Annotated in this window: 20 protein-coding genes; 13 read left to right on the top strand and 7 right to left on the bottom strand. The window is 36.2% G+C overall.

The window, feature by feature from the left end:
* The first annotated feature begins 47 nt into the window (after positions 1-47).
* From AC52CF_RS18365 to AC52CF_RS18355, 3 genes are all read left to right on the top strand, one after another.
* The gene (locus AC52CF_RS18365; protein WP_496517536.1) at positions 48-875 is read left to right on the top strand and encodes an endonuclease/exonuclease/phosphatase family protein; all 828 of its coding nucleotides are present in this window, start codon (positions 48-50) and stop codon (positions 873-875) included.
* A 143-nt stretch (positions 876-1018) separates the two neighbouring features.
* Positions 1019-2881: a M1 family metallopeptidase gene (locus AC52CF_RS18360; RefSeq protein ID WP_214588430.1), complete on the top strand. Its 1863-nt coding sequence runs from the start codon at positions 1019-1021 to the stop codon at positions 2879-2881.
* 115 nt (positions 2882-2996) lie between these two features.
* Entirely contained in the window at positions 2997-3959 is a 963-nt protein-coding gene (locus AC52CF_RS18355; protein ID WP_496517329.1) for an IS256 family transposase, variant Zn-binding type, read from the top strand.
* A 253-nt stretch (positions 3960-4212) separates the two neighbouring features.
* Here AC52CF_RS18355 and AC52CF_RS18350 read toward each other — a convergent pair whose 3' ends face one another.
* The 6 genes from AC52CF_RS18350 to AC52CF_RS18325 form a co-directional block, all read right to left on the bottom strand.
* Positions 4213-5199 (bottom strand): zinc metalloprotease, encoded by a 987-nt coding sequence (locus AC52CF_RS18350; protein ID WP_214588431.1) that lies wholly within the window; start codon positions 5197-5199, stop codon positions 4213-4215.
* 416 nt (positions 5200-5615) lie between these two features.
* Positions 5616-6608, bottom strand: a complete 993-nt coding sequence (locus AC52CF_RS18345) for a zinc metalloprotease (protein WP_214588432.1) — start codon at positions 6606-6608, stop codon at positions 5616-5618.
* Positions 6609-6865: 257 nt separating this feature from the next.
* Positions 6866-7507 carry a response regulator transcription factor gene (locus AC52CF_RS18340; RefSeq protein WP_214588433.1) on the bottom strand — a complete coding sequence of 214 codons (642 nt, stop codon included), beginning with the start codon at positions 7505-7507 and terminating at the stop codon, positions 6866-6868.
* The gene (locus tag AC52CF_RS18335; protein WP_214588434.1) at positions 7504-8289 is read right to left on the bottom strand and encodes a sensor histidine kinase; all 786 of its coding nucleotides are present in this window, start codon (positions 8287-8289) and stop codon (positions 7504-7506) included. Before AC52CF_RS18335 ends, AC52CF_RS18340 begins: the two co-directional genes overlap by 4 nt.
* On the bottom strand, positions 8268-8912 hold the full coding sequence (locus tag AC52CF_RS18330; protein WP_214588435.1) for a hypothetical protein: 645 nt from the start codon (positions 8910-8912) through the stop codon (positions 8268-8270). Before AC52CF_RS18330 ends, AC52CF_RS18335 begins: the two co-directional genes overlap by 22 nt.
* 34 nt (positions 8913-8946) lie before the next feature.
* Positions 8947-9501, bottom strand: coding sequence for a hypothetical protein (locus tag AC52CF_RS18325; RefSeq protein ID WP_214588436.1), 555 nt, complete (start codon positions 9499-9501; stop codon positions 8947-8949).
* Positions 9502-9696: 195 nt separating this feature from the next.
* On the opposite strand from AC52CF_RS18325, the gene bamJ reads away from it, so the two are divergent.
* Positions 9697-10398, top strand: a complete 702-nt coding sequence (bamJ, locus tag AC52CF_RS18320) for a BamJ family beta-barrel-assembly machinery protein (RefSeq protein WP_375180796.1) — start codon at positions 9697-9699, stop codon at positions 10396-10398.
* A gap of 121 nt (positions 10399-10519) precedes the next feature.
* Here bamJ and clpB read toward each other — a convergent pair whose 3' ends face one another.
* Complete coding sequence (gene clpB, locus AC52CF_RS18315) at positions 10520-13126, bottom strand: ATP-dependent chaperone ClpB (RefSeq protein WP_375180795.1); 2607 nt, start codon at positions 13124-13126, stop codon at positions 10520-10522.
* A 596-nt stretch (positions 13127-13722) separates the two neighbouring features.
* Between clpB and AC52CF_RS18310 the strand changes: the two genes are divergently transcribed.
* From AC52CF_RS18310 to AC52CF_RS18270, 9 genes are all read left to right on the top strand, one after another.
* On the top strand, positions 13723-14301 hold the full coding sequence (locus AC52CF_RS18310) for a TetR/AcrR family transcriptional regulator (protein ID WP_214588439.1): 579 nt from the start codon (positions 13723-13725) through the stop codon (positions 14299-14301).
* Positions 14302-14718: 417 nt separating this feature from the next.
* Entirely contained in the window at positions 14719-16038 is a 1320-nt protein-coding gene (locus AC52CF_RS18305; RefSeq protein ID WP_290266133.1) for a phenylacetate--CoA ligase family protein, read from the top strand.
* Positions 16035-17120 carry a 2Fe-2S iron-sulfur cluster-binding protein gene (locus tag AC52CF_RS18300; RefSeq protein ID WP_087707822.1) on the top strand — a complete coding sequence of 362 codons (1086 nt, stop codon included), beginning with the start codon at positions 16035-16037 and terminating at the stop codon, positions 17118-17120. Before AC52CF_RS18305 ends, AC52CF_RS18300 begins: the two co-directional genes overlap by 4 nt.
* 175 nt (positions 17121-17295) lie before the next feature.
* The gene (gene paaA / locus AC52CF_RS18295; RefSeq protein ID WP_496518223.1) at positions 17296-18234 is read left to right on the top strand and encodes a 1,2-phenylacetyl-CoA epoxidase subunit PaaA; all 939 of its coding nucleotides are present in this window, start codon (positions 17296-17298) and stop codon (positions 18232-18234) included.
* A 182-nt stretch (positions 18235-18416) separates the two neighbouring features.
* A complete protein-coding gene (gene paaB, locus AC52CF_RS18290) occupies positions 18417-18698 on the top strand; it encodes a 1,2-phenylacetyl-CoA epoxidase subunit PaaB (RefSeq protein ID WP_002981782.1) in 282 nt (93 codons plus the stop codon).
* A gap of 69 nt (positions 18699-18767) precedes the next feature.
* A complete protein-coding gene (gene paaC, locus AC52CF_RS18285; RefSeq protein ID WP_250902086.1) occupies positions 18768-19517 on the top strand; it encodes a 1,2-phenylacetyl-CoA epoxidase subunit PaaC in 750 nt (249 codons plus the stop codon).
* A gap of 196 nt (positions 19518-19713) precedes the next feature.
* Entirely contained in the window at positions 19714-20151 is a 438-nt protein-coding gene (paaD, locus tag AC52CF_RS18280) for a 1,2-phenylacetyl-CoA epoxidase subunit PaaD (protein ID WP_375180798.1), read from the top strand.
* A 131-nt stretch (positions 20152-20282) separates the two neighbouring features.
* Positions 20283-21083, top strand: coding sequence for an enoyl-CoA hydratase/isomerase family protein (locus AC52CF_RS18275; protein WP_214588443.1), 801 nt, complete (start codon positions 20283-20285; stop codon positions 21081-21083).
* A 35-nt stretch (positions 21084-21118) separates the two neighbouring features.
* Entirely contained in the window at positions 21119-21472 is a 354-nt protein-coding gene (locus tag AC52CF_RS18270; RefSeq protein ID WP_214588444.1) for a four helix bundle protein, read from the top strand.
* Positions 21473-21500 lie beyond the last annotated feature (28 nt).

Raw genomic sequence — 21500 nt, 5'->3', positions numbered from 1 at the left:
CAGTTCTAAGGAATAAGCCTTACTTTTGTTACTTAAAATAGATGATTATGAATTACAGATTTTCAATCGTATTCCTGATGGTTTTTGCATTGGGATTTTCGCAGAATCTTAAGGTGATGAGTTTTAATATCAGACTGAATGTAGATTCGGATAAAGAAAATTCGTGGACGAACAGGAAACAGGATGTTGCAGATCTCCTTACGTATTATCATCCCGATTATTTCGGCGTTCAGGAAGCATTGCCGGAGCAGATGAAAGATATAAAAAACGGATTGAAAAACTATGATTATGTAGGAGTGGGAAGAGACGACGGAAAAGAGAAAGGCGAATTTTCGGCTATTTTTTATGATACAGACAGATTGCAGGTTTTAAAATCGGATACCTTCTGGCTTTCGGAAACTCCTGAAAAACCATCAAAAGGGTGGGACGCAGCGTTGAACAGAATCTGTACCTACGCTGTTTTCAGGGATAAAAAATCTAAAAAAGAATTCATGGCACTGAATCTTCATTTCGATCACATCGGAAATATAGCAAGAGTGAAATCTTCAGAATTAATTTTAAAGAAGATCAAAGAAATCAATCCTAAAAATCTGCCGGTAACTGTGAGCGGAGATTTTAATTTAACGGAAGATTCGGAGCCGATAAAAATTATGTCGCAGAATATGAAAGACAGTTTTTATCATTCAGAAACAAAACATTACGGCCCGAAAGGAACTTTTACCGGTTTCAATGTAAATGAAATTCCGCAGGACAGAATTGATTATATTTTCGTCAAAGGATTTAAGATCAAATCTCACAGACACATCAACGACAGAAGAGAAAATCTGCTGTATCCATCGGATCACTTTCCGGTTTTGGTAGATTTAATGTTTTAAAATGGCTTCAGTCAAATATTTAAGATAATAAATGATTTCTGCTTAATTGTAAGCGATCAAAAAATAATACAAACGGTAATAATTATATTGCCGTTTTTTGTTACTTTTATGTTAAATAAAATACTTATTATAAAAAGATTTTAATGAAAAAGCTTGTTTTGGGTGTATTGTTTTTAGTTTCATGGCAATTTTCCGCGCAGGAATTGTATATGCCGAGAAATATTAAAAAAGCATACGAAAACGGAACCCGTGATCTGTCGGGCGCTCCGGGTAAAAATTACTGGCAGAATAAAGGGATTTATAATGTTGAGGTAAAGGTAGATGCCAATTCTAAGGTGGTTTCGGGAAAGGAAACCATCGTCTATACCAACAACAGCCCAAATGATCTGAATGATCTTGCCATAAGATTTGTTAATAATCTTCATAAACCACAGGCTCCGCGATCGGGTGTTGTTTCCAAAGATTTTCTTTCTTCCGGTCTGCATATTAAATCATTTATCGTAAACGGTGAAAAATATAATGTGAACAGCGAAAATTGGGGAACAGTTGAAAAAGTAAAGCTGAATTCAGCCTTAAAATCCAAAGCAAAAGCTGAAATTAAAATAGAATGGGAATATCCTTTATCTGTAGAAAGCGGAAGAGAAGGGCAGATTGATCCTGAAACTTTTTATGTAGCCTACTCTTTCCCAAGAGTTTCTGTTTACGATGATTATAATGGATGGGATATGCTTCCGCACTCCGACAGACAGGAGTTTTATAATGATTTCAACGATTACAGTTTTGCGATTACTGCTCCCAAAAATTATGTTGTCTGGGCAACCGGAGATTTCCTGAATCCCGATGCCGTTCTTCAGCCAGAATATCTGAAAAGATATAAGTCTTCGTTAAAAAGCGACAAAGTTATTCACGTTGCGACAGAACACGAAATGAAGTCCGGAAAAGTGACAAAGCAGAATAAATGGAATACGTGGAAATTTAAAGCCAGTCATATCACCGATTTCTGTTTTGCATTAAGCAGTCATTACGTTTGGGATGCGGCAAGTGTACAGCTTAAAACGAAAAGAGCAAGTGTTCAGGCGGGTTACAAAGCAGATGCAAAGGATTTTGAACATTATGTGGAATGGATGCAGTATAATCTCGACTGGTTTTCTAAAAACTGGCCCGGAGTGGAATATCCTTACAATGCTATGACGGCAATTCAGGGGTTTGCAGACATGGAATATCCGATGATGATTAACGATACCAGTATTCCGGATGATTTTCAGGATGCGAGATTAACGGCGGATCACGAAATTGCACATACCTATTTTCCTTTTTACATGGGCATCAATGAAACGCGTTATGCTTTTATGGATGAAGGCTGGGCAACAACTTTGGAATATTTAATCGGAATTGATGAAAACGGTGAAGCAAAAGCCAAAGAATTTTATAAAAATTTCAGGGTAAAAAGATGGATCAATGATCCTTCTGCGGAACAGGATCAGCCGATTATTACGATGAGTACTCAGGTAAGCGGAGCGGGGTACGGAAACAATTCTTATGTAAAAGCATCCTTGTCTTATCTGGCTTTAAAAGATTATCTGGGAGATGATCTGTTTAAAAAAGCACTGCATCATTATATGAACAACTGGAACGGAAAGCATCCGATTCCGTGGGATTATTTTAATTCTATGAATACGGGTTCGGGAAAAAATCTGAACTGGTTCTTTAATAACTGGTTTTACACGAATAATTATATTGACCTGAAAGTGTCTTCAGCATCTCAGATGAATGATCTTCTAACGGTAAATGTGGATAATGTGGGCGGTTTTGCCATCCCTTTTGATGCAGAGATCGGATATGAAGACGGAAGTGTAGAGAAGCTTCATTTTTCGCCATCGGTTTGGGAAAAGGATCAGAAAAAAACAATGCTTACAGTTCCGATTACCAAAAAAGTAAAATCGGTAAATCTTGACGGAGGTATTTTTATGGATTACACACCAAAAGATAATTCGAAAAATTTATAATAAAGGGCATAATACTGAAAAATAGTTGGTAGAATCCTATCAAAACCTCATTGTTAGGCTGCTTGGAGGAAGTTTTATGAAACGTGTTTCATAAAACTTTTTCTTTGTCTGAAAAATGGCAAAAAAACGTTGTTGGTCTTGTTCAAGCCTGGAGGTAATTCGTTGGGGAAAACAAGGGGGAAAGCAAAGATTTAAATGTAAAAATTGCGGGATTTTATTTACTCAAAACAGAACGGAGCAGAGAATTAAAAATCGTTTTATCTGGTTCAAAAAATGGGTATTGGAAAGGCAGACCTACAAAACGCTTTGCAGAGACAGCGGTTATTCGAAAGATACTTTGCAGAAAACATTTTATACCATTTTAGAGCAGTCTCCTACCTTAAAGATCATCAAACGGGAAAAGGTGAATTTAAGAATGGATGCAACTTATTTTGCTCAGTTCTGTTTAATTGCTTATCAGGATGATTTTGATGGATATACACAGCTTATCCGTTTTACCGATGGAGAACATTATGAAGAAATCAGGGAAGATTTAAACAATCTTTTACGGCTGGGCGTAAAGCTGGAAAGCATTACTACAGATGGACATAAAAGCGTTTTGAAAGCCATAAATAAATCTGATGGAGACATCATTACTCAGAGATGTCTGGTTCATATTCAGAGAATGTGCCTGATCTGGCTCACAAAGTTTCCTAAACACATTGCCGGTCAGGAACTTCGAAAACACGTTTTATTATTACTGAAAATTAAAACACAAAACGATAAAATCTGGTGGAAAAATGAACTCAACGACTGGTATTTGAGACATCAGGATTATATTAATGAAAAAACAATTAATCTTGAAACCGAAAGATACTGGTATACCCACAAGCTTCTCAGACGATCGTATTTTACTATAAAACGGGCATTGCCCAATATGTTTCATTATCTGGAAAATCCCAATATTCCTAAAACAACCAATGGTATTGAGGGATATTTCAGCCATTTAAAAAATCATCTCGACCTGCACAGAGGTCTCACATTGAAAAACCGAATCAATTTCATCAAATGGTATATTTATTTTTCTAACGAAAAATAGAGTTTTTTTAGCCATAAGGTTCATCCGATAATAAACGAAAAGGTGAGGGAAACCTCACCTTAAAACTATCGTTTTGAACATTAATCCTATTGCTGAAAAGTTGATCTCCACCAGTGCTTTTGTCCTCTTCGGATTAACATCCATAATTTATTAAAATATATCCTGAATTTCACCAACTATTTTTCAGTACATTACCTAATAAAGAAGAGACTGTCCCGAAAGACAGTCTTTTTTTTTTGTGTATATTGAAAGTTTAGTAAACTCTTAATCCTGATCTTGCTCCGGAAGAAGCTACCACAGACTGCATTCTTGTTTTTTGTCCTGCAGAGAACATAAACATAGCTGCATCATCCACATAATCCATGTAATTCATAAACATTACAGATCTCTGAACTCCTGTACAGGTATTATACAAAGGATATGTCGGTTTTCCGTAGTTTGCGCCGGTTTGTGTAGGAGTATCTGCAACCAAATCGTTTCCGCAGTTAGCATCTCCCCAGATGTGTCTTAAATTAAGATAATGTCCCACTTCATGAGTGGCTGTTCTTCCTAAATTATACGGAGCATTGGATGTGTTTCCAAAATATTTGGCAGCAATTACCACACCGTCATTCCAAAGTCCTGCAGATTCAGGGAATGTTGCGTAGCCAAGTATGCCTCCCATATCTCCAACTACCCAGATGTTTAGATAATTTGTAGGGTTTGTGGCGTCTATTCCTTTAGAAGATGTTTTTTTCATTGCATCATTGGTTCTCCAGCTTCTTACAGTAGTTGATTTTCTATTAACGGTTACCAAACGGAACTTAACCCCTGTATTGCCTGCTGCTACAGAAGTAAATTCGGCAGGAATATTATTGATGTCGCTGTTGGTTGCAGAGTAATCAGCATTTAGAGTATTAATTTGAGACTGGATTTGTGCATCTGAAATATTTTCGGCAGCGGTTCTGTATAAAACATTTACAATTACAGGTATTTCCACTGTTCCATCAGCCAGAACTTTTCCCAGTTTAAGATCTTCGGAAAATCTTTCTGTATTGGCTTCAATTTTGGCAAATCTCTGTCTCAGCTCAGGGTTGCTGTTTAATGCTGCCTGTCGGATTTCTTCTGAAGGACATCCTCTTTTTACTAAATTTGAGACTGTTGAAGGTGCCGCTTCTTCTTCAGACTGATTCGAAACATTGTCACTGTTACAGGATGATAGAAATCCTAAGGCAAGAATACCAATGAATAATTTTTTCATAATCAATTTTTTTAATTTAAGATGATGAATTTATAATATTTAAAATTCCTGTGCAATATTTTTTATTTAAAATCATTGAGTATGTGTTAATTTTTTCAATATTTTATTGTTGTTTTGTTAGTTTATTGGGTTTATTTGTTGCGAATTTGTCACAGTTGTCAGTTTCGGAAAATTTACCAATTATACTGTATAATGGAGCTTTAAAAATAGATCATATAGAATTGAACGTTTAAAAAAAAGAGGAAACATTCTATTTTTTTATAAGGTTATGATTTAAATCTTATTGAAAAATAGGGGCAAAATTAAAAGGATTGTGATAAAATTTTGAAAAGCTGTAATCACACAATACGATAAATAAATTCCGGCTGTTTCTCTGAAACAGCCGGAATTTTTGATATTAAAATTAGCAATAAAGTTTAGTTAATTCTTAATCCTGATCTTGCTCCGGAAGAAGCTACCACAGACTGCATTCTTGTTTTCTGTCCTGCAGAGAACATAAACATGGCTGCATCATCCACATAATCCATGTAATTCATAAACATTACAGATCTCTGTACGCCGCTGCAGGTATTGTAAAGAGGATAGCTTGGTTTTCCAGCATTAGAAGTAGTTTGAGTCGGAGTATCCGCCACAAGATCGTTTCCACAGTTAGCATCTCCCCAGATGTGTCTCAGGTTCAGATAATGTCCTACTTCGTGTGTAGCTGTTCTTCCCAGATTGAAAGGAGAAGAAGCACCGGTCTTACCAAAATATGGAGACGCAATTACCACTCCGTCGTTCCATAATCCGGAAGATTCAGGGAAAGTTGCATAGCCAAGAATCTGTCCCATATTTCCTACCGTCCAGATGTTTAAATAATTAGAAGGGCTTGTTGCATCAATCCCTCCGGTAGATGCTTTCTTCATCGCATCATTGGTACTCCAGCTTGTTTTGGTAGTAGATTTTCTCACCACATTCGCCAGTCTGAATCTTACTTTTACATCACCCGCTTTTACCCCCTGAAATTCGGAAGGAATTTTTGAAACATCACTGTTAGTTCCTGCATAATCCGCATTAAGAACTGCAATTTGTTCTGCAATACGGGCGTCAGAAACATTTTCAGCAGTTGTTCTGTATAAGACATTTACCACTACCGGAATTTCAACGGTACCATCGGATAATACTTTTCCCAGTTTCATATCGTTTTCAAATCTTTCGGTTCTGGCTTCTATTTCAGAATATTTCTGTCTCAGTTCCGAACTGTTTTTCAACGCTGCTTGTCGGATTTCTTCAGAAGCACAGCCTCTTTGAAGTGCGGTTCCGGAAATAGCAGGTGTGTTTTCAGATCCTTCGGTTTGGTTAGAAACATTGTCGCTGTTACAGGCAGAAAGGAAACTCAGCATAAGAGCTCCGAATAATAGTTTTTTCATAAAAAATATAATATTTTGTTCGGCAATGAAATTATATTATTTGAAGTATATATGCAAGTATTTCACCCTTTAGTTGAGTTATTTTATTATTCAATAAATAGTATTTTTTAAAATATGCTGTATTATTTGTATTTAAATGATGTTTTTATTGATTTTTTAGCAAGTGAAAAAAGTTATTTACAGCACAAAAAATCCTTTCCACTGGAGAAAGGATTCAGATTTAAGTTAAAAAATATGAGTGAATGTTTATTCTGAATTTAAGATTCTGCGAAGCCGTTTTTAATAGCAAAAACAGCAAGGCCAACTCTGGTTTTAAGATCTAATTTATCGCAAAGCTGATCTCTGTAGCTTTCTACCGTTCTCGGGCTGCAGCACATTTTATCCGCAATTTCTTTATAGCTGAGTTCTGTAACGGTGTATTTTAAAAACTCTTTTTCGCGGTCGGAAATTTTCACGTTATTGGCAGCATCTTCATTATTCATATTGGAAAAAATGATCTTGGAAGCCCATTCCGGATAAAAAAAACCGTCGTTATTGAGTTTGGTTAAGGCATTTTCAAGATCTTTAGGATGTGTGTTTTTTAATAAATATCCTTTTGCTCCGTTTTTGATCATTTTAATGACACTTTTATCGTCACCCTGCATGCTTAGAGCCATTACTTTAATGTTCGGATGATGTTCCTTGAGCCAGAGTACCGTTTCGAAACCATCCATAATCGGCATACTAATGTCCAGAAGAATGATATCCGGAATTTTGCTGTTGTTTTCGAATTTCTGGATGAGGTCTTTTCCGTTTTCGGCAACGTAGATTACTTCAAACTCCGGAAAATTATCAATAATTCCTTCTAAAGCTTTTGCGATAAGTACATGATCGTCTACAATCACTATCGTTTTTTTCATGGCTGTCTTTTTAAAATAATGTTGAGCGTAGTTCCCAAATTTTTCTGACTTTCAAGGCAAAAATCTGCCCCGATAATTTCGGCTCTGTTTTTCATGTTGGTAAGCCCGATTCCGTTGGATTTGATGCTGGACTGATCGAAACCGATGCCGTCATCTTTAATATTCAGTTCCCAAAGTAACTCCTGAGAAGTGTTCAGATTAATGAAAATATTTTTACAGCCCGAATGTTTGATGCTGTTCTGAATAAATTCCTGAGTAATTCTCAGCAATACATTTTTATGCACAAAGCTGAGATCCAGCTGATTAAAATTATGCTGAAAATCGACATGGCATTTTTTAAACGCATTGGTGTTGTCTACTTCTTCCTGAATTAAAGTTACGATTTCCTTTTGATTAATATTGTCGTCAGTTAATGTTTTTGAAAGGCTCCTGAGATCATGAAGCGACTGATTAATAATCTGCGAAACCTGCTCGATTCTTTCGCTTACTTCCGGAACTTTATTTTCATACAAAAGCTGTTGCGTATAAAGGCTCACTAATGTTAATTTCTGACCGATATTATCATGAAGTTCACGCCCGATCTGCTGCATCGTTGCCTGCTGAATTTCTAGCTGTGTCGCTAACAATTCTTTCTGGTGAATTTCGTTTTTTATTTCAATCTCATTCAGATATTCTTTTTTGCGCTGTTTGTATTTGCGGATATAAACCATTACCGCAGCCACAAACAATACAAAAAAGATATTGAATAGAATTAACGTTACTAAGAGTTCTGTTTTCCCCATATGAATGAAATTGAAAATAAAAGATACATGACGATTCCTGAAAGTAAAAAGTAGGAAAAATAAATATGGTATATCTCTCTATAAACTATGATATAAGCAAAAAACGTCCAAAAAGGTAAAGTTCCAATATAAAATAATGTAACCCCCAGATTAATATAGAACATTGGATTTCTACTGAAATTGAGAATATTCGAAGAATTAATCTGTTTGTAATATTCCATTATTACTAAGCCCATAAGAATCAGGCAGCCAAATGTATAGCTGAATGACATAATTATTTTCTTGGTAGAAAAAATGTCTCCAAATATCAGAGAAATTAAATACAAAGCAGAAATTACATAAAATAATTTAGGCTTGCCAAAAGATTTTGCTGCATAAATCCAGTAAAAAAATATAAATTCTACAGGGATTACAAAATAATTATAAAAATTTGGTTTGCTGTAATCAATGAAATTTTCGCCCCATTTTCCGATGGCTTCACATAGAAACATTAAAATTAAATAATACGAAAAGTATTTCCAGTATTGGTTTTTTATTCGGGAATAATATAATATTGAAATCAAAGCAGCAATACCTTCTACCCATATCATTGAATCTTGTAAGATTGTTTCCAGTTCAGTCATCGTGTTTAAATTATTGTCAATAACTTTTTATTTATTAAAATGTTTCAACTTTAAGAGCATTTGGAGGATTCAGCAAACCATGATTCTGGCAAATAATATCTCCCTGCAAACTGGAATTTCTTGCTGAAGCCATCGCTAAAAACTCTCCGCTTCCGCTTGTGCTTAAAGGATTGAAATCATAGCAGAGTTTTTCTCCGTTTTCGTCTTCCTGTTTCATCGTAGGAACCAAAACTAAAGTATGTCTCTGCGCATATTCTGTTCCGATCGGAGTTCCCGACATAATATTCCAGTCCTGCTCTTTAGGATAAGCCGCATAATAAAATCGTATTCCCAAATCCTGATCTGTAACTCGGGAATCGTTTTTCAATGCTTCATTTTCAATGTCTGAAATAAATTTTTTCAGCGTTGCCAGATCAAAATGAATGGAGTGGGCATCATCAAATCCTAAATTTTGGTTTACACACGCTAACTGATTTTTTCTGTAGTTCTCTACAAGAGTTCTGATTAAATCGCAGTGAAGCGTGTTGGGATTAGAAATTGATTCGGCTGATTCAAATTCTAAGTTGTCTAAATTTGGTTTTGTTTCCATAAAGCTAGTTTTAAAAAAGGTGAAAGGTTAGTTGGTTATTGCAAATCTCGTAAAATTTCAGGGGAATACGACACGGTTTTTTCCTGATTATTTATGGGGTTTTTACGGATTGTAAATTTTAATTAAAATTATAAAGATTTTGGATAGATTTGCAGCGATTATTAAATTCATTAATCATAAACAATAAATTATCAAATGAAAAGACAGACTATCGCATTACTTTGCATAGCAATATTTAGTGTTTCATGCGCTAAGAAAGACGAAACTGCAGCGGATGGCAAATACACGGATGATCAAAAAGCTTCCTACTATATAGGTCTGAGTATTGCTAAAAACATGAAACAGGAAGGCTTCAAAGTAGATGCAGATCTTTTGGCTCAGGCTATTAAAGAAGAAATGGATGGAGGAAAAAAGCTGATGCCGGCTGAAGAAATGGATTCTTTTATGCAGGAGTTTATGCAAAAACAGCATGAAAAAAAGCAAGCTGCAGCGGGCGTACAGGCAGATGAAAATAAGAAAAAAGGTCTGGAATTTCTTGCTAAAAATAAAAGCAATCCTAAAGTGAAGACCACGGCTTCCGGTTTACAGTATGAAGTCCTGCAGGAAGGTGACGGTAAAACAAAACCAAAAGCGTCTGATGTTGTACAGGTAAAATATACCGGAAAACTTCTGGATGGAACTGTTTTCGACTCTACCGACAAAAACGGAGGCGCACCAATGGATATTAATCTGGGCGGTGTAATCAAAGGATGGACAGAAGGTATCCAGTTGATGAGCAAAGGATCTAAATACAGATTTTATATTCCTTCAGAACTAGCTTACGGAGATAATGGAGCCGGGCCAATTCCTGCAGGCGCTACTATTACTTTTGATGTAGAATTGGTGGATATAAAATAGATTGTAACTTCGGCAACAATGAGATTTGCCTATTTCACATCTGATATATTACAAATAAAATTTCCGCAGATTTTTTGGTCTGCGGAAATTCTTCAAAAATAATATATATGAAAAAAACTACTTATAAATCGGTCGGTCTGAAAACCAGACCTGTCTCTTCGAAATAATCCAGTGTTATTCTGTCGCCATCGTTCACTTTTCCGGCAAGGATTTCTTTCGATAACCGGTTAAGAACCTCCTGCTGAATCACTCTTTTCAGAGGTCTTGCTCCGAATGCAGGATCATATCCTTTATTCATCAGATAATCTACAGCATCCTGAGTAGCCGTCATAATGATATTTCTTTTCGAAAGCATTTCATTAAATCCTCTCAGTTGGTAGGTAACGATTTTTCCGATTTCTTTTTTTCTTAAAGGCTGGAATAATACAACCTCATCAATTCTGTTTAAGAATTCCGGACGTAACGTCTGTTTCAATAAATCAAAGACCTCATCTTTTGCCTCTTCCAGTGTTTCCGGACTAATGTTATCATCCTTGTCACGCAGAGCGGAGTCGAAGCGCTCCTGAATTAAATGTGAACCTAAATTCGATGTCATAATGATAATCGAATTTTTGAAATTCACCACTCTTCCTTTGTTATCGGTTAATCTTCCGTCATCCAAAACCTGTAACAAAGTATTGAAAACATCAGGATGTGCTTTTTCAATTTCATCTAAAAGAACCACAGAATACGGTCTTCTTCTCACGGCTTCCGTCAATTGTCCGCCTTCATCATAACCCACATATCCCGGAGGCGCACCCACCAATCTCGAAACACTGTGACGCTCCTGATATTCACTCATATCAATTCTCGTCATATTGTTTTCATCATCAAATAAAAACTCCGCTAAAGCTTTTGCCAGCTCGGTTTTTCCGACTCCGGTGGTTCCCAGGAATAAGAATGACCCGATTGGTTTTTTATCATCACTCAATCCCGCTCTGTTTCTTCGGATCGCATCCGCAACGGCGGTAATGGCTTCGTCCTGCCCAACTACTCTGTGATGAAGTTCGGTCTCCAGATTCAATAACTTTTCTCTTTCAGACTGAAGCAGTTTCGTTACAGGAATTCCGGTCCATTTGGCAATCACTTCAGAAATGTTTTCAGAAGTTACCTCTTCTTTAATCAATTCATTCTGATGATTTTGCATTTCAAGTTCAAGCTTTTTCAGCTCTTCTTCTTTTTCACGCAGTTTTCCGTATTGGATTTCCGCTACTTTTGCGTAATCTCCTGCTCTTGAAGCTCTTTCTGCCTCTAATTTCAGAGATTCTATATCTTTTTTAATCTGCGTTAAATCTTCAGATTTTTGCTTTTCCTTCAGCCATTTGGCGTTAATTTCATTTCTCTGTTCAGAAATCTTCGCAATATCTTCTTTTAAATGATCGATTTTCGTCTGGTTGCCTTCTCTTGAAATCGCAGCCAGTTCAATTTCCATCTGCATTAATTTTCTGTCGAGAACATCCAGCTCTTCCGGTTTCGAATTAATCTCCATTCTCAATTTTGCCGAAGCTTCATCAATTAAATCAATCGCTTTATCCGGTAAAAATCGGTCTGAAATATATCGTTGAGACATTTCCACCGCTGCAATAATCGCCTCATCTTTGATTCTTACTTTGTGGTGCGCTTCATATTTATCTTTAATTCCACGAAGAATAGAGATTGCGGATTCTGTATCCGGTTCTTCTACCATTACTTTCTGAAAACGTCTTTCTAAGGCTTTATCTTTTTCAAAATACTTCTGATATTCATTTAAAGTCGTTGCTCCAATCGCTCTTAATTCTCCTCTCGCTAAAGCTGGTTTCAGAATATTTGCAGCGTCCATTGCGCCTTCACCGCCTCCGGCTCCCACCAAAGTGTGGATTTCGTCGATGAAAAGAATAATCTGTCCTTCCGATTTAATAACTTCATTCACTACGGATTTCAGACGCTCTTCAAACTCACCTTTGTATTTTGCACCGGCAATCAAAGCACCCATATCCAGAGAATATAAGGTTTTATCCATTAGATTTTCAGGAACGTCACCGCTGATAATTCTGTGGGCAATTCCTTCCGCAATGGCGGTTTTACCAACGCCGGGTTCACCAATCAGAATCGGGTTGTTTTTTGTTCTTCTCGAAAGAATCTGCAACACTCTTCGGATTTCTTCATCACGCCCGATTACAGGATCTAATTTTCCTTCCGCCGCTAATTCGTTGAAGTTTTTAGCGTATTTATTTAAAGACTGATACGTTTCTTCTGAACTTGCAGAAGTTGCTTTCGAGCCTTTTCTTAATTCTTTAATTCCGCCTTCCAGAAGACTTTTGGTAACGCCCATATCTTTCAGCATTTTTGAAACTTCTGAATTTGTTTCCAATAATGAAAGCCATAAATGCTCAATGGTTACATATTCGTCGCCCATTTTTTTAGCAATGTTGGGCGCATCAAGCAAAACTTTATTTGCTGATTGTGATAGGTAAATGTTGCCTCCCTGTACTTTAGGAAGTTTTTCAAGATTTTCGCGGTTTCGCTCTCTTACCAAAGCTGCATCTGCTTCAGATTTTTTTAATAAGAAAGGCGATATATTTTCATCTACCTGAAAAATTCCTTCCAGTAAATGTTGAGGTTCGATCTGTTGGTTGCCAAATTCCATTGCCACCTGTTGGGCAGCCTGAATCGCTTCCTGAGATTTTACGGTATATTGATTTAAATTCATATTTTGTATATTTTTGATTCTTTAATTTTTAGTTTCCAATTTTAGATTTTAGACATCAGATTTCAGACCATAAGAGTCAAATAAATGTTAATTTTTTAATCAGATTTTCTAATTTCTGATGCCCTTAATCTTTATTTAATCATTTAATTCGGGTACATTATCGCAAAAAGTATTCTATTGTTGAATTTTTAAAAATATTGGACAAAATTTCCGAAATCTTTATTTTTAATCTGCTTTGGAAAGACAAAATTTCCGATTCGAAGAATTTAAGTGAAAATTATCGGAAGAACCGTCAGATTGGGTTGAATCTCAAAATACGTCTAACCTTATTTTTTGATTGAACCATTAAGATTTTAATTAAGAAGTTTAGAATATTTAAGAGCTGCTTCGCTTTCCAAAATAATGCTTATTAAAAATCTATTGATTTTTTCTTAATTGAACTTAACATCTTAAATCTTCTTAATGGTTTAAATAATTTTTCATTTCATCATTTTGAAAAAACATTATGCAGTGTTTTACTTTTAATTCTTAGTTTAAAAATCATCTTCTCAAAATCAAATATTAAAATCAAAATAATTACTTTTGCGTTTTTACAAATGGAGCTTAAAGAAAAACAGAAGAAAATTTTAGATGTTGCCGTGGAACTTTTCAAGGAGAAAGGCTACATGGGAAGTTCTGTTCGTGATTTGGCAACTAGACTGAATATCAAAGCGGCTTCTTTATATGCGCACATCCGCTCAAAGGAAGAAATTCTGGAATGGATCTGTTTCGGCATTGCGCAGGAGTTTTTTGATGAACTTCAGCAAGTAAAAAATACCAATATTCCACCAAAGGAAAAGCTCAATCTTTTCATTGAAAAACATTTGTCGGTTGTTCTTAAAAACCGTGATGTCACGCACATTTATTCCAATGAATGGAAGCACCTTGAAGAGAGATTACCTGAATTCATCGAATTAAGAAAAAATTATCAGCAGGAAGTTGAACAGTTGATTTCTGAAATTTATACCGCTGAAAACTGGGAATTAAGATCACCCGCTTTTACCACGAGATTTATTCTTCATACTTTAAACAATTCCTACTTCTGGTTCAAAAGAAATATAGAATCCGGTTCGGATATCACCGATGAAATAAGGAACAAAATTCTTTTTGGTTTGCTGGGAAATCAAAAGAAATAAACCGTTTAACTGTCATTCTGACGAAGGAAGAATCTCAACAATTATTTTAAGATTATTTAAAATTGTTATTGTCATTCCGTAGAAATTTCGACAGCTATAATGAAAACTTCGCTTATATTCCACACTTTACTTTGTTCCGTTCTGAATAACAATATTTCATGCAGTAAGCTTTCATTTCTGTGAAGGAGAAATCTATTATTTATTGCTTTAAAAAGATTCTTCACTTCACTTCCGAACTGTATTCGTAAACTTTCTGTCTATGTTCTGAATGACAAAATCATATTAAAATCATGCTTAAACTAAACCTCAATCTTAGCCTTAATTATTTAGAATCAATAAAAATCTGACGAAAATCATAAAAATTTTGTCACGTTCCAAAATCTTATTAAATTTACACCTAACAAATGTTAGTTAGTTATGGATTTTGGTGTTGAATATCTTAAGCTCGATCAGTTGAGACAGCTTCAGTCTGAGCGGTTGGCAAATTTGGTAAGCTATCTTGGGGAGAAGTCGGAGTTTTATAAAAGAAAATTTAAAGAATCAGGAATATCTCCACAGGAAATAAGGTCGATTGAAGATATTACCAAACTTCCGATAACATACAAACAGGATTTGAGAGACAATTATCCGTTTGGTTTATTTACCGTTCCGAAAAATGAACTGCAGAGAATTCACTGTTCAAGCGGAACAACGGGAAAACCAACGGTAGTGGGATATACAAAAGAAGATGTTGATTTATTCAGCGAAGTCGTGGCGAGATCTTTAAATGCAGCAGGCGCGAAACCGGGAATGCAGTTGCATAATGCATATGGTTACGGGATTTTCACGGGCGGACTGGGACTGCACTACGGAGCAGAAAAACTGGGAATGAGCGTTCTTCCTATTTCGGGAGGAATGACGGCGAGACAGGTTGATCTCATCATGGATTTTCAGCCGGAAGTAATCTGTTGTTCGCCATCTTACGCTTTGACCATTGCTGATGAATTTGCTAAAAGAGGAATCCCCGCAGAAGAAATCAGTTTAAAATATGCCGTTTTAGGTTCAGAGCCTTGGACGGAATTAATCAGACAGCATATTGAAGAAAGATTAGGCGTTCATGCAACCAATATTTACGGATTAAGCGAAATTATCGGACCCGGAGTTTCGATGGAAGATTTTGAGGAAAAAGGAGGTTCTTACATTTGGGAAGACCATTTTTATCCCGAAATTCTCGATCCGGTTACAAAAGAGCCCGTTCCGTTTGGTGAAGAAGGCGTTTTGGTGATTACCACTTTAACGAAGAAAGCAATGCCGCTTCTGCGTTACTGGACAAATGATATCACAAGTCTTTACTATGACGAAAACGGAAAAAGAACGATGGTAAAGATGCGTCCGATTCTGGGAAGAGCCGATGATATGCTGATTGTAAGAGGGGTAAATGTTTATCCAAGTCAGATTGAAGAAGCGTTTTCTCATGTAGAAGGAGTCGTTCCGAACTATTATTTAACTCCTGTTGAAAAGGAGCAAATGTGTGTTGCACTGGATATTGATGTTGAGATTGGTGATGAATTGATTGCCTCGAAAAATTTAAATCAAAATACCGATGATTATGCTATTTTTGTCGGAAGCTTTGGAAAAAGTATAGAAAACGAAATAAAAAAGAGGGTAGGAATTACCACAAAAGTGAAAATTCATGCTCAGGACAGTCTTCCGAAATGCGAAGGTGGAAAAATTAACAGAATACTAAAAAATAAATGAATTCATTTTATAAACTTAAAACGGTAAAAGTTCAGAAAGATACCAACGATGCAGTAAATGTAGCGGTTGAAATCCCTGAAGAACTGAAAGATAAATTCAGATTCAAACAGGGGCAGTATCTTAATTTCCGGATGATGATCAACGGAAATGAAGAAAGACGTTCTTACTCCATCTGTAATGCGCCGAGTGAAAAAAGCAACACGCTGGAAGTTTTAGTGAAATTATTGGAAGGCGGAAAAGTTTCCGGTTATTTCAATGAGCATCTTCACATGGATGAAATTCTTGAAGTAATGCCTCCGATGGGCGGTTTCAACACTTCTTATCATCCGACAAACGTAAAAACTTACATTGGTTTGGCGGCAGGAAGCGGAATTTCTCCGGTTTTATCGAATATTAAAGAAAGTCTTTATCAGGAGCCGAATTCCAACGCGTATCTGTTCTACAGCAACAGAAGCATGAATCACGTGATGAAAAAGGCTGAGATCGATAAATTGGTGGAGCAGTTCAACGGAAGATTGAAAGTAGTTTATCTCGTAAGCCGTGAAAAGCATGAAGATCCGATTTTCGAAGGAAGAATTTCCCCTGAAAAACTGGAACATTTATTTGAAAGATATGCAGATATTGATGTAAAAGAAGCCACGTATTTCATTTGCGGACCTTCTGAAATGATCAAAGGAATTGCAGATTATTTAAAGAAAGATAAAAAAGTACCGGCAATTCAGGTTCTATTTGAATATTTCACTGCTCCTGACGAAGAAAATACGGAGGAAATGAGTGATGAGTTCAAAGCCATTGCCAATATTGAAAGTATGGTTACTGTAATCATTGACGATGATGAATATTCGTTCCACCTGAATTCAAAAAAAGAAAGTATCTTAGATAAAGCATTGAAAGACAATCTTCCTGTACCTTTTGCATGTAAAGGGGGAGTGTGCTGTACGTGTAAAGCCGAAGTTTTGGAAGGTGAAGTCTTCATGGAAAAAAACTACGCACTTACCGAAGAAGAAGTAGCCCGAGGTTACGTTCTTACCTGCCAGTGTCACCCGACAACCAATGTGGTGATGCTTAATTATGACGTATAATTAATGTAACAATGTAATAATTTACCAATGTAAAAATAATAAGATTTCACTCTAAAACTTTGTGGACTTGGCTAAATGAACGCCTTTGTGAACTTTAAAAACAGTTAGTAGTAAAAGAAATCTTAGCGAACTTTGCGTTAAAATTTACCTTCATTTTAAATATTACAAGATGGAAATAGATATTGAAAAGTTTGTACAGTATGTACACGACGAAAATAAAGTAGAACCCAAAGATGTAATGCCCGATGATTACAGAAAACTATTGGTTCGTCAGATTTCACAGCACGCGCATTCTGAAATCGTAGGAATGCTGCCGGAAGCCAACTGGATTTCCAGAGCCCCTTCATTGAGAAGAAAAATGGCGTTGTTGGCTAAAGTTCAGGATGAAGCAGGTCACGGTTTATACCTTTATTCTGCAACCGAAACATTAGGGGACGGAACGATCAGAGCCGACAGAGATGCAACGTATGAAGATATGCTTTCAGGAAAAGCGAAATATTCAAGTATCTTCAACTATCCTACTTTAAGCTGGGCAGATATCGGAGCGATCGGGTGGTTGGTTGATGGTGCTGCAATCATGAATCAGGTGATGTTGATGGGGAATTCTTACGGTCCTTACTCAAGGGCGATGGTGAAAATCTGTAAAGAAGAATCTTTTCACCAAAGACAAGGATACGAGATTTTGATGGCTCTTTGCCGTGGTACAAAACAGCAGAAAGAAATGGCTCAGGCTTCGTTAGACCGTTTCTGGTGGCCGGCTTTAATGATGTTTGGTCCAAACGATGACAGTTCGCCAAACTCTAAAATTTCGATGAATTACAGAGTGAAAAGAGAAAGCAACGACAGTCTTCGTCAGAGATTCATCGATGTTACCGTTGCTCAGGCTGAGTTTTTGGGATTAACCATTCCGGATAAAGATCTTAAGTGGAACGAAGAAAGGCAACATTACGATTTCGGAGAGCTTCCTTGGGATGAATTCATGGAGGTCTTAAAAGGAAATGGTCCTGCCAACAAAAAGCGTATCGAAACGAAGAGAAAAGCTCAAAGAGAGAATTCTTGGGTAAAAGAAGCGGCAGCAGCTTTCGCTGAGAAGCAGAACGAAAAGGTAAACTAATTTCTTAATTTAAACCATTAAGATTTTATTTAGAAGTTTAGTTGAATTAAGAAAAATCATTTTGATTCAAAATCTAAAGCCAAGCTAAACTTAATATTCTTAACAACTTAATTGTCCTTAATGGTTCAAATTAAAGTAAAAATTATTCAAAATCTAATCTAGATAAAAATTAAAATTTGACTATGGCAAATTTAGATATGTGGGAAGTGTTTATTCAGACTAAACCGGGGTTATCTCACAAACACGTTGGAATTGTACAGGCGCCAACAGCAGAAATGGCTTTACAAAACGCAAGAGACGTTTATACAAGAAGAAAAGAAGGAACTTCTGTTTGGGTAGTTCCAAGTAAATACATCGTAACTTCGGAAGGAGTGGATAAAGAAGCATTCTTCGATCCGGCTGATGATAAATTGTACCGTCACCCAACCTTCTACGAGATCCCGAACGATGTAAAGAATATGTAAAACAGCGATTGGCTGTTAGCTGCTTGCAATTTGCCCAAAGCTAGACGCCAAAAGCCCAAAGCTAAAACAATGAACCCATTATATAATTATTTATTAAAATTGGCAGATGACAGTTTCATTATGGGACAGCGTTTGTCTGCGTGGTGCGGTGAAGGTCCTTATCTGGAGGAAGATATTGCATTAACGAATATTGCGCTGGATGAACTTGGTCAGGCGAACAACTTTTACGTTTACGCCTCAAGACTTTTAGACGACGGAAAATCTGAAGATGATATCGCCTTTTTAAGATATGAACACGAATATGTGAATGCACACTGGACTGAACTTCCGAACGAAGATTATGCCCAGACCATTTTAAAAGTGTATGTTTTTGCAGTCTATCAGAAACTGATGTACGAAGCATTGTCCAATTCAGCCAATGAAGAATTGGCGGCGATTGCTCAAAAATCATTAAAAGAGGTAAAATACCATTACACACACGCTGCTTCCTGGATGAAAATTTTTGCTCAGGGAACAGAAGAAAGTAAGAGCCGTCTGGTAAAAGCCATTGAAAACATCTGGGAATACACCAAAGGTCTATTTGCAAAAACAGAAGGAGAAGATGATTTGGTCGCTTTAAATATTGCTCCGAATACCGATGCTCTTTATGAAGAATTTATAACGATCACTCAAAAAGATTTTGCAGATTTCCAGTTAGAATATCCTACAAATCCTTTCATGCAGCCAAAATCCAGAACAGGATATCACACAGAATATTTTGGATATATCCTTTGTGAATTGCAGTATATGCAGAGAGCATATCCGGGTTGTACGTGGTAGAAACACAAACCTCACAGGTTTTAAAAACCTGTGAGGTTTAAAAATAACAAACGACCATAACAATTTTGCAGTTTACGGCTTTGCTAAGTAGAACGCCTTTGTGAATTAAAAAAAATGGTAGTCAAAAAAACTTAGCACATTTTACGTAAAAATTAAGATAAAAAGAAGATTGAAAAATCCTTTAGAAATATTAGAAATGGTTCCCGATCCGGAAATTCCGGTGATTAATATCGTGGAATTGGGTATTGTAAGAGAAGCGAAAATTACCAGCGAAAATTCCTGCGAAGTAACGATTACGCCTACTTATTCTGCCTGTCCCGCCATGTTTACCATTGAGGAAGACATCATCAAAATCATGAAGGAAAACGGATGGGAGGCAAAAGTAGTGACCAAAATGTTTCCGATCTGGACGACGGACTGGTTAACGGATGAAGCGAGAGAAAAACTTCGGGTGTACGGAATCACTCCTCCCGAAAAAGGAGCCGACGAACATCATATCGGGAAACCGAAAAAATGTCCGCGTTGCGGTTCTATGAACTCAAAACAGATCAGCAGATTCGGGTCTACGCTATGCAAGGCTTCGTATCAGTGTTTAGATTGTCTGGAACCATTTGACTATTTTAAATGTCACTAAATGAGTGTAACAATCTGAAAATGTAGCAATATAACAATTTTGAATGCTTTAAATATTGTTATACTTATAAACTGATATATTGGTGCATTTTTATTGTTAAATTAGTGCATTAATCATAAAAAATTAAAACTATGTATACACAACTCGATATTGAGTCGCATTTCGACGGAAAATTAAAAATTGCTTATCTCAATCAGCCTGAAACAATGAACGCGCTTACAAAGCCGTCTTTATCAGATCTGAAAGATTTCGTAAAAGAATGCAGTGAAGATCCTGCGGTAAGATGTGTTGCCATTTCAGGAAGGGGAAGAGCATTCTGTTCCGGTCAGAATCTTGATGATGCATTTGTTCAGGGCAATGAACATCATGACAACGATATCATCAGAAAAATTGTAACAGATTATTACAATCCGTTAGTGATGGAAATTACCCATTGTAAAAAACCGGTTGTTGCATTGGTAAACGGTCCTGCAGTTGGAGCCGGAGCAATGTTGGCGTTGATCTGCGATTTTGTTCTGGCAACTGAAAAAGCTTATTTTGCTCAGGCATTTTCCAATATCGGTCTGATTCCTGATACGGGCGGAACTTACTTTTTACCAAAATTATTGGGAAGACAATTGGCTAATTATTTAGCATTTACCGGAAAAAAATTATCCGCGGAAGAATCTAAATCATACGGTTTGGTTGCTGAAGTTTTCACTGAAGAAGAATTCAATTCAAAATCAATGGAAATTTTAGAAAGAGTTTCCAATATGCCGACTGTTGGCTTGAAATTAACCAAGAAAGCATTTGCACATTCTTATGACAATACGCTGAAGCAGCAGTTGGAATTAGAAGGTGATCTGCAGCAGAAAGCTGCAGAAACAGAAGATTTTAAAGAAGGAGTAAGTGCCTTTTTACAGAAAAGAAAACCTGAATATAAAGGGAAATAATTAATTTGAAAATGGGTTAATTTGAGAATTTGAAAATGAGAAATGATAAAGAGAATATTATTGTAAATAAGACTTTTGATTTTGCTTTAGACATCATTGAATTTTCAGAAGGTTTGTATGAATCTAAAAGATTTCCATTAGCAAATCAGATTTTCAAATCTGGAACTTCGATTGGAGCTAATGTTAGAGAAGCTCAAAATGCAGAAAGCAAAGCAGATTTTATCCATAAATTGAAAATTGCAGCTAAAGAAGCTGATGAAACAGAATATTGGCTTTTACTGTGTTTAAAGTCTCCACATTTACAATCGCCCAGTGAAAAATTAATTTCAGATTTAAAAGAAATTTTATTAATTCTATCTAAAATCATTTCAAGTTCAAAACTTAAATAATTTTCAAATTAACTCATTTCCAAATTTT

The organism is Chryseobacterium sp. 2P (assembly GCF_059579425.1).
This window is presented reverse-complemented; position numbering and strand designations above follow the sequence as displayed.

What these genes read in the sequence shown, in the direction of transcription:
- AC52CF_RS18310 (WP_214588439.1), top strand. Translation starts at nt 13,723, where the DNA reads ATGGAGCTTAAAGAAAAACAGAAGAAAATTTTAGATGTTGCCGTGGAA.
- AC52CF_RS18340 (WP_214588433.1), bottom strand. Translation starts at nt 7,507, where the DNA reads ATGAAAAAAACGATAGTGATTGTAGACGATCATGTACTTATCGCAAAA.
- paaC (WP_250902086.1), top strand. Translation starts at nt 18,768, where the DNA reads ATGAACCCATTATATAATTATTTATTAAAATTGGCAGATGACAGTTTC.
- AC52CF_RS18365 (WP_496517536.1), top strand. Translation starts at nt 48, where the DNA reads ATGAATTACAGATTTTCAATCGTATTCCTGATGGTTTTTGCATTGGGA.
- AC52CF_RS18350 (WP_214588431.1), bottom strand. Translation starts at nt 5,199, where the DNA reads ATGAAAAAATTATTCATTGGTATTCTTGCCTTAGGATTTCTATCATCC.
- clpB (WP_375180795.1), bottom strand. Translation starts at nt 13,126, where the DNA reads ATGAATTTAAATCAATATACCGTAAAATCTCAGGAAGCGATTCAGGCT.
- paaD (WP_375180798.1), top strand. Translation starts at nt 19,714, where the DNA reads ATGGTTCCCGATCCGGAAATTCCGGTGATTAATATCGTGGAATTGGGT.
- AC52CF_RS18330 (WP_214588435.1), bottom strand. Translation starts at nt 8,912, where the DNA reads ATGACTGAACTGGAAACAATCTTACAAGATTCAATGATATGGGTAGAA.
- AC52CF_RS18360 (WP_214588430.1), top strand. Translation starts at nt 1,019, where the DNA reads ATGAAAAAGCTTGTTTTGGGTGTATTGTTTTTAGTTTCATGGCAATTT.
- paaB (WP_002981782.1), top strand. Translation starts at nt 18,417, where the DNA reads ATGGCAAATTTAGATATGTGGGAAGTGTTTATTCAGACTAAACCGGGG.
- AC52CF_RS18305 (WP_290266133.1), top strand. Translation starts at nt 14,719, where the DNA reads ATGGATTTTGGTGTTGAATATCTTAAGCTCGATCAGTTGAGACAGCTT.
- AC52CF_RS18270 (WP_214588444.1), top strand. Translation starts at nt 21,119, where the DNA reads ATGAGAAATGATAAAGAGAATATTATTGTAAATAAGACTTTTGATTTT.
- AC52CF_RS18275 (WP_214588443.1), top strand. Translation starts at nt 20,283, where the DNA reads ATGTATACACAACTCGATATTGAGTCGCATTTCGACGGAAAATTAAAA.
- AC52CF_RS18345 (WP_214588432.1), bottom strand. Translation starts at nt 6,608, where the DNA reads ATGAAAAAACTATTATTCGGAGCTCTTATGCTGAGTTTCCTTTCTGCC.
- AC52CF_RS18300 (WP_087707822.1), top strand. Translation starts at nt 16,035, where the DNA reads ATGAATTCATTTTATAAACTTAAAACGGTAAAAGTTCAGAAAGATACC.
- bamJ (WP_375180796.1), top strand. Translation starts at nt 9,697, where the DNA reads ATGAAAAGACAGACTATCGCATTACTTTGCATAGCAATATTTAGTGTT.
- AC52CF_RS18325 (WP_214588436.1), bottom strand. Translation starts at nt 9,501, where the DNA reads ATGGAAACAAAACCAAATTTAGACAACTTAGAATTTGAATCAGCCGAA.
- AC52CF_RS18355 (WP_496517329.1), top strand. Translation starts at nt 2,997, where the DNA reads ATGGCAAAAAAACGTTGTTGGTCTTGTTCAAGCCTGGAGGTAATTCGT.
- AC52CF_RS18335 (WP_214588434.1), bottom strand. Translation starts at nt 8,289, where the DNA reads ATGGGGAAAACAGAACTCTTAGTAACGTTAATTCTATTCAATATCTTT.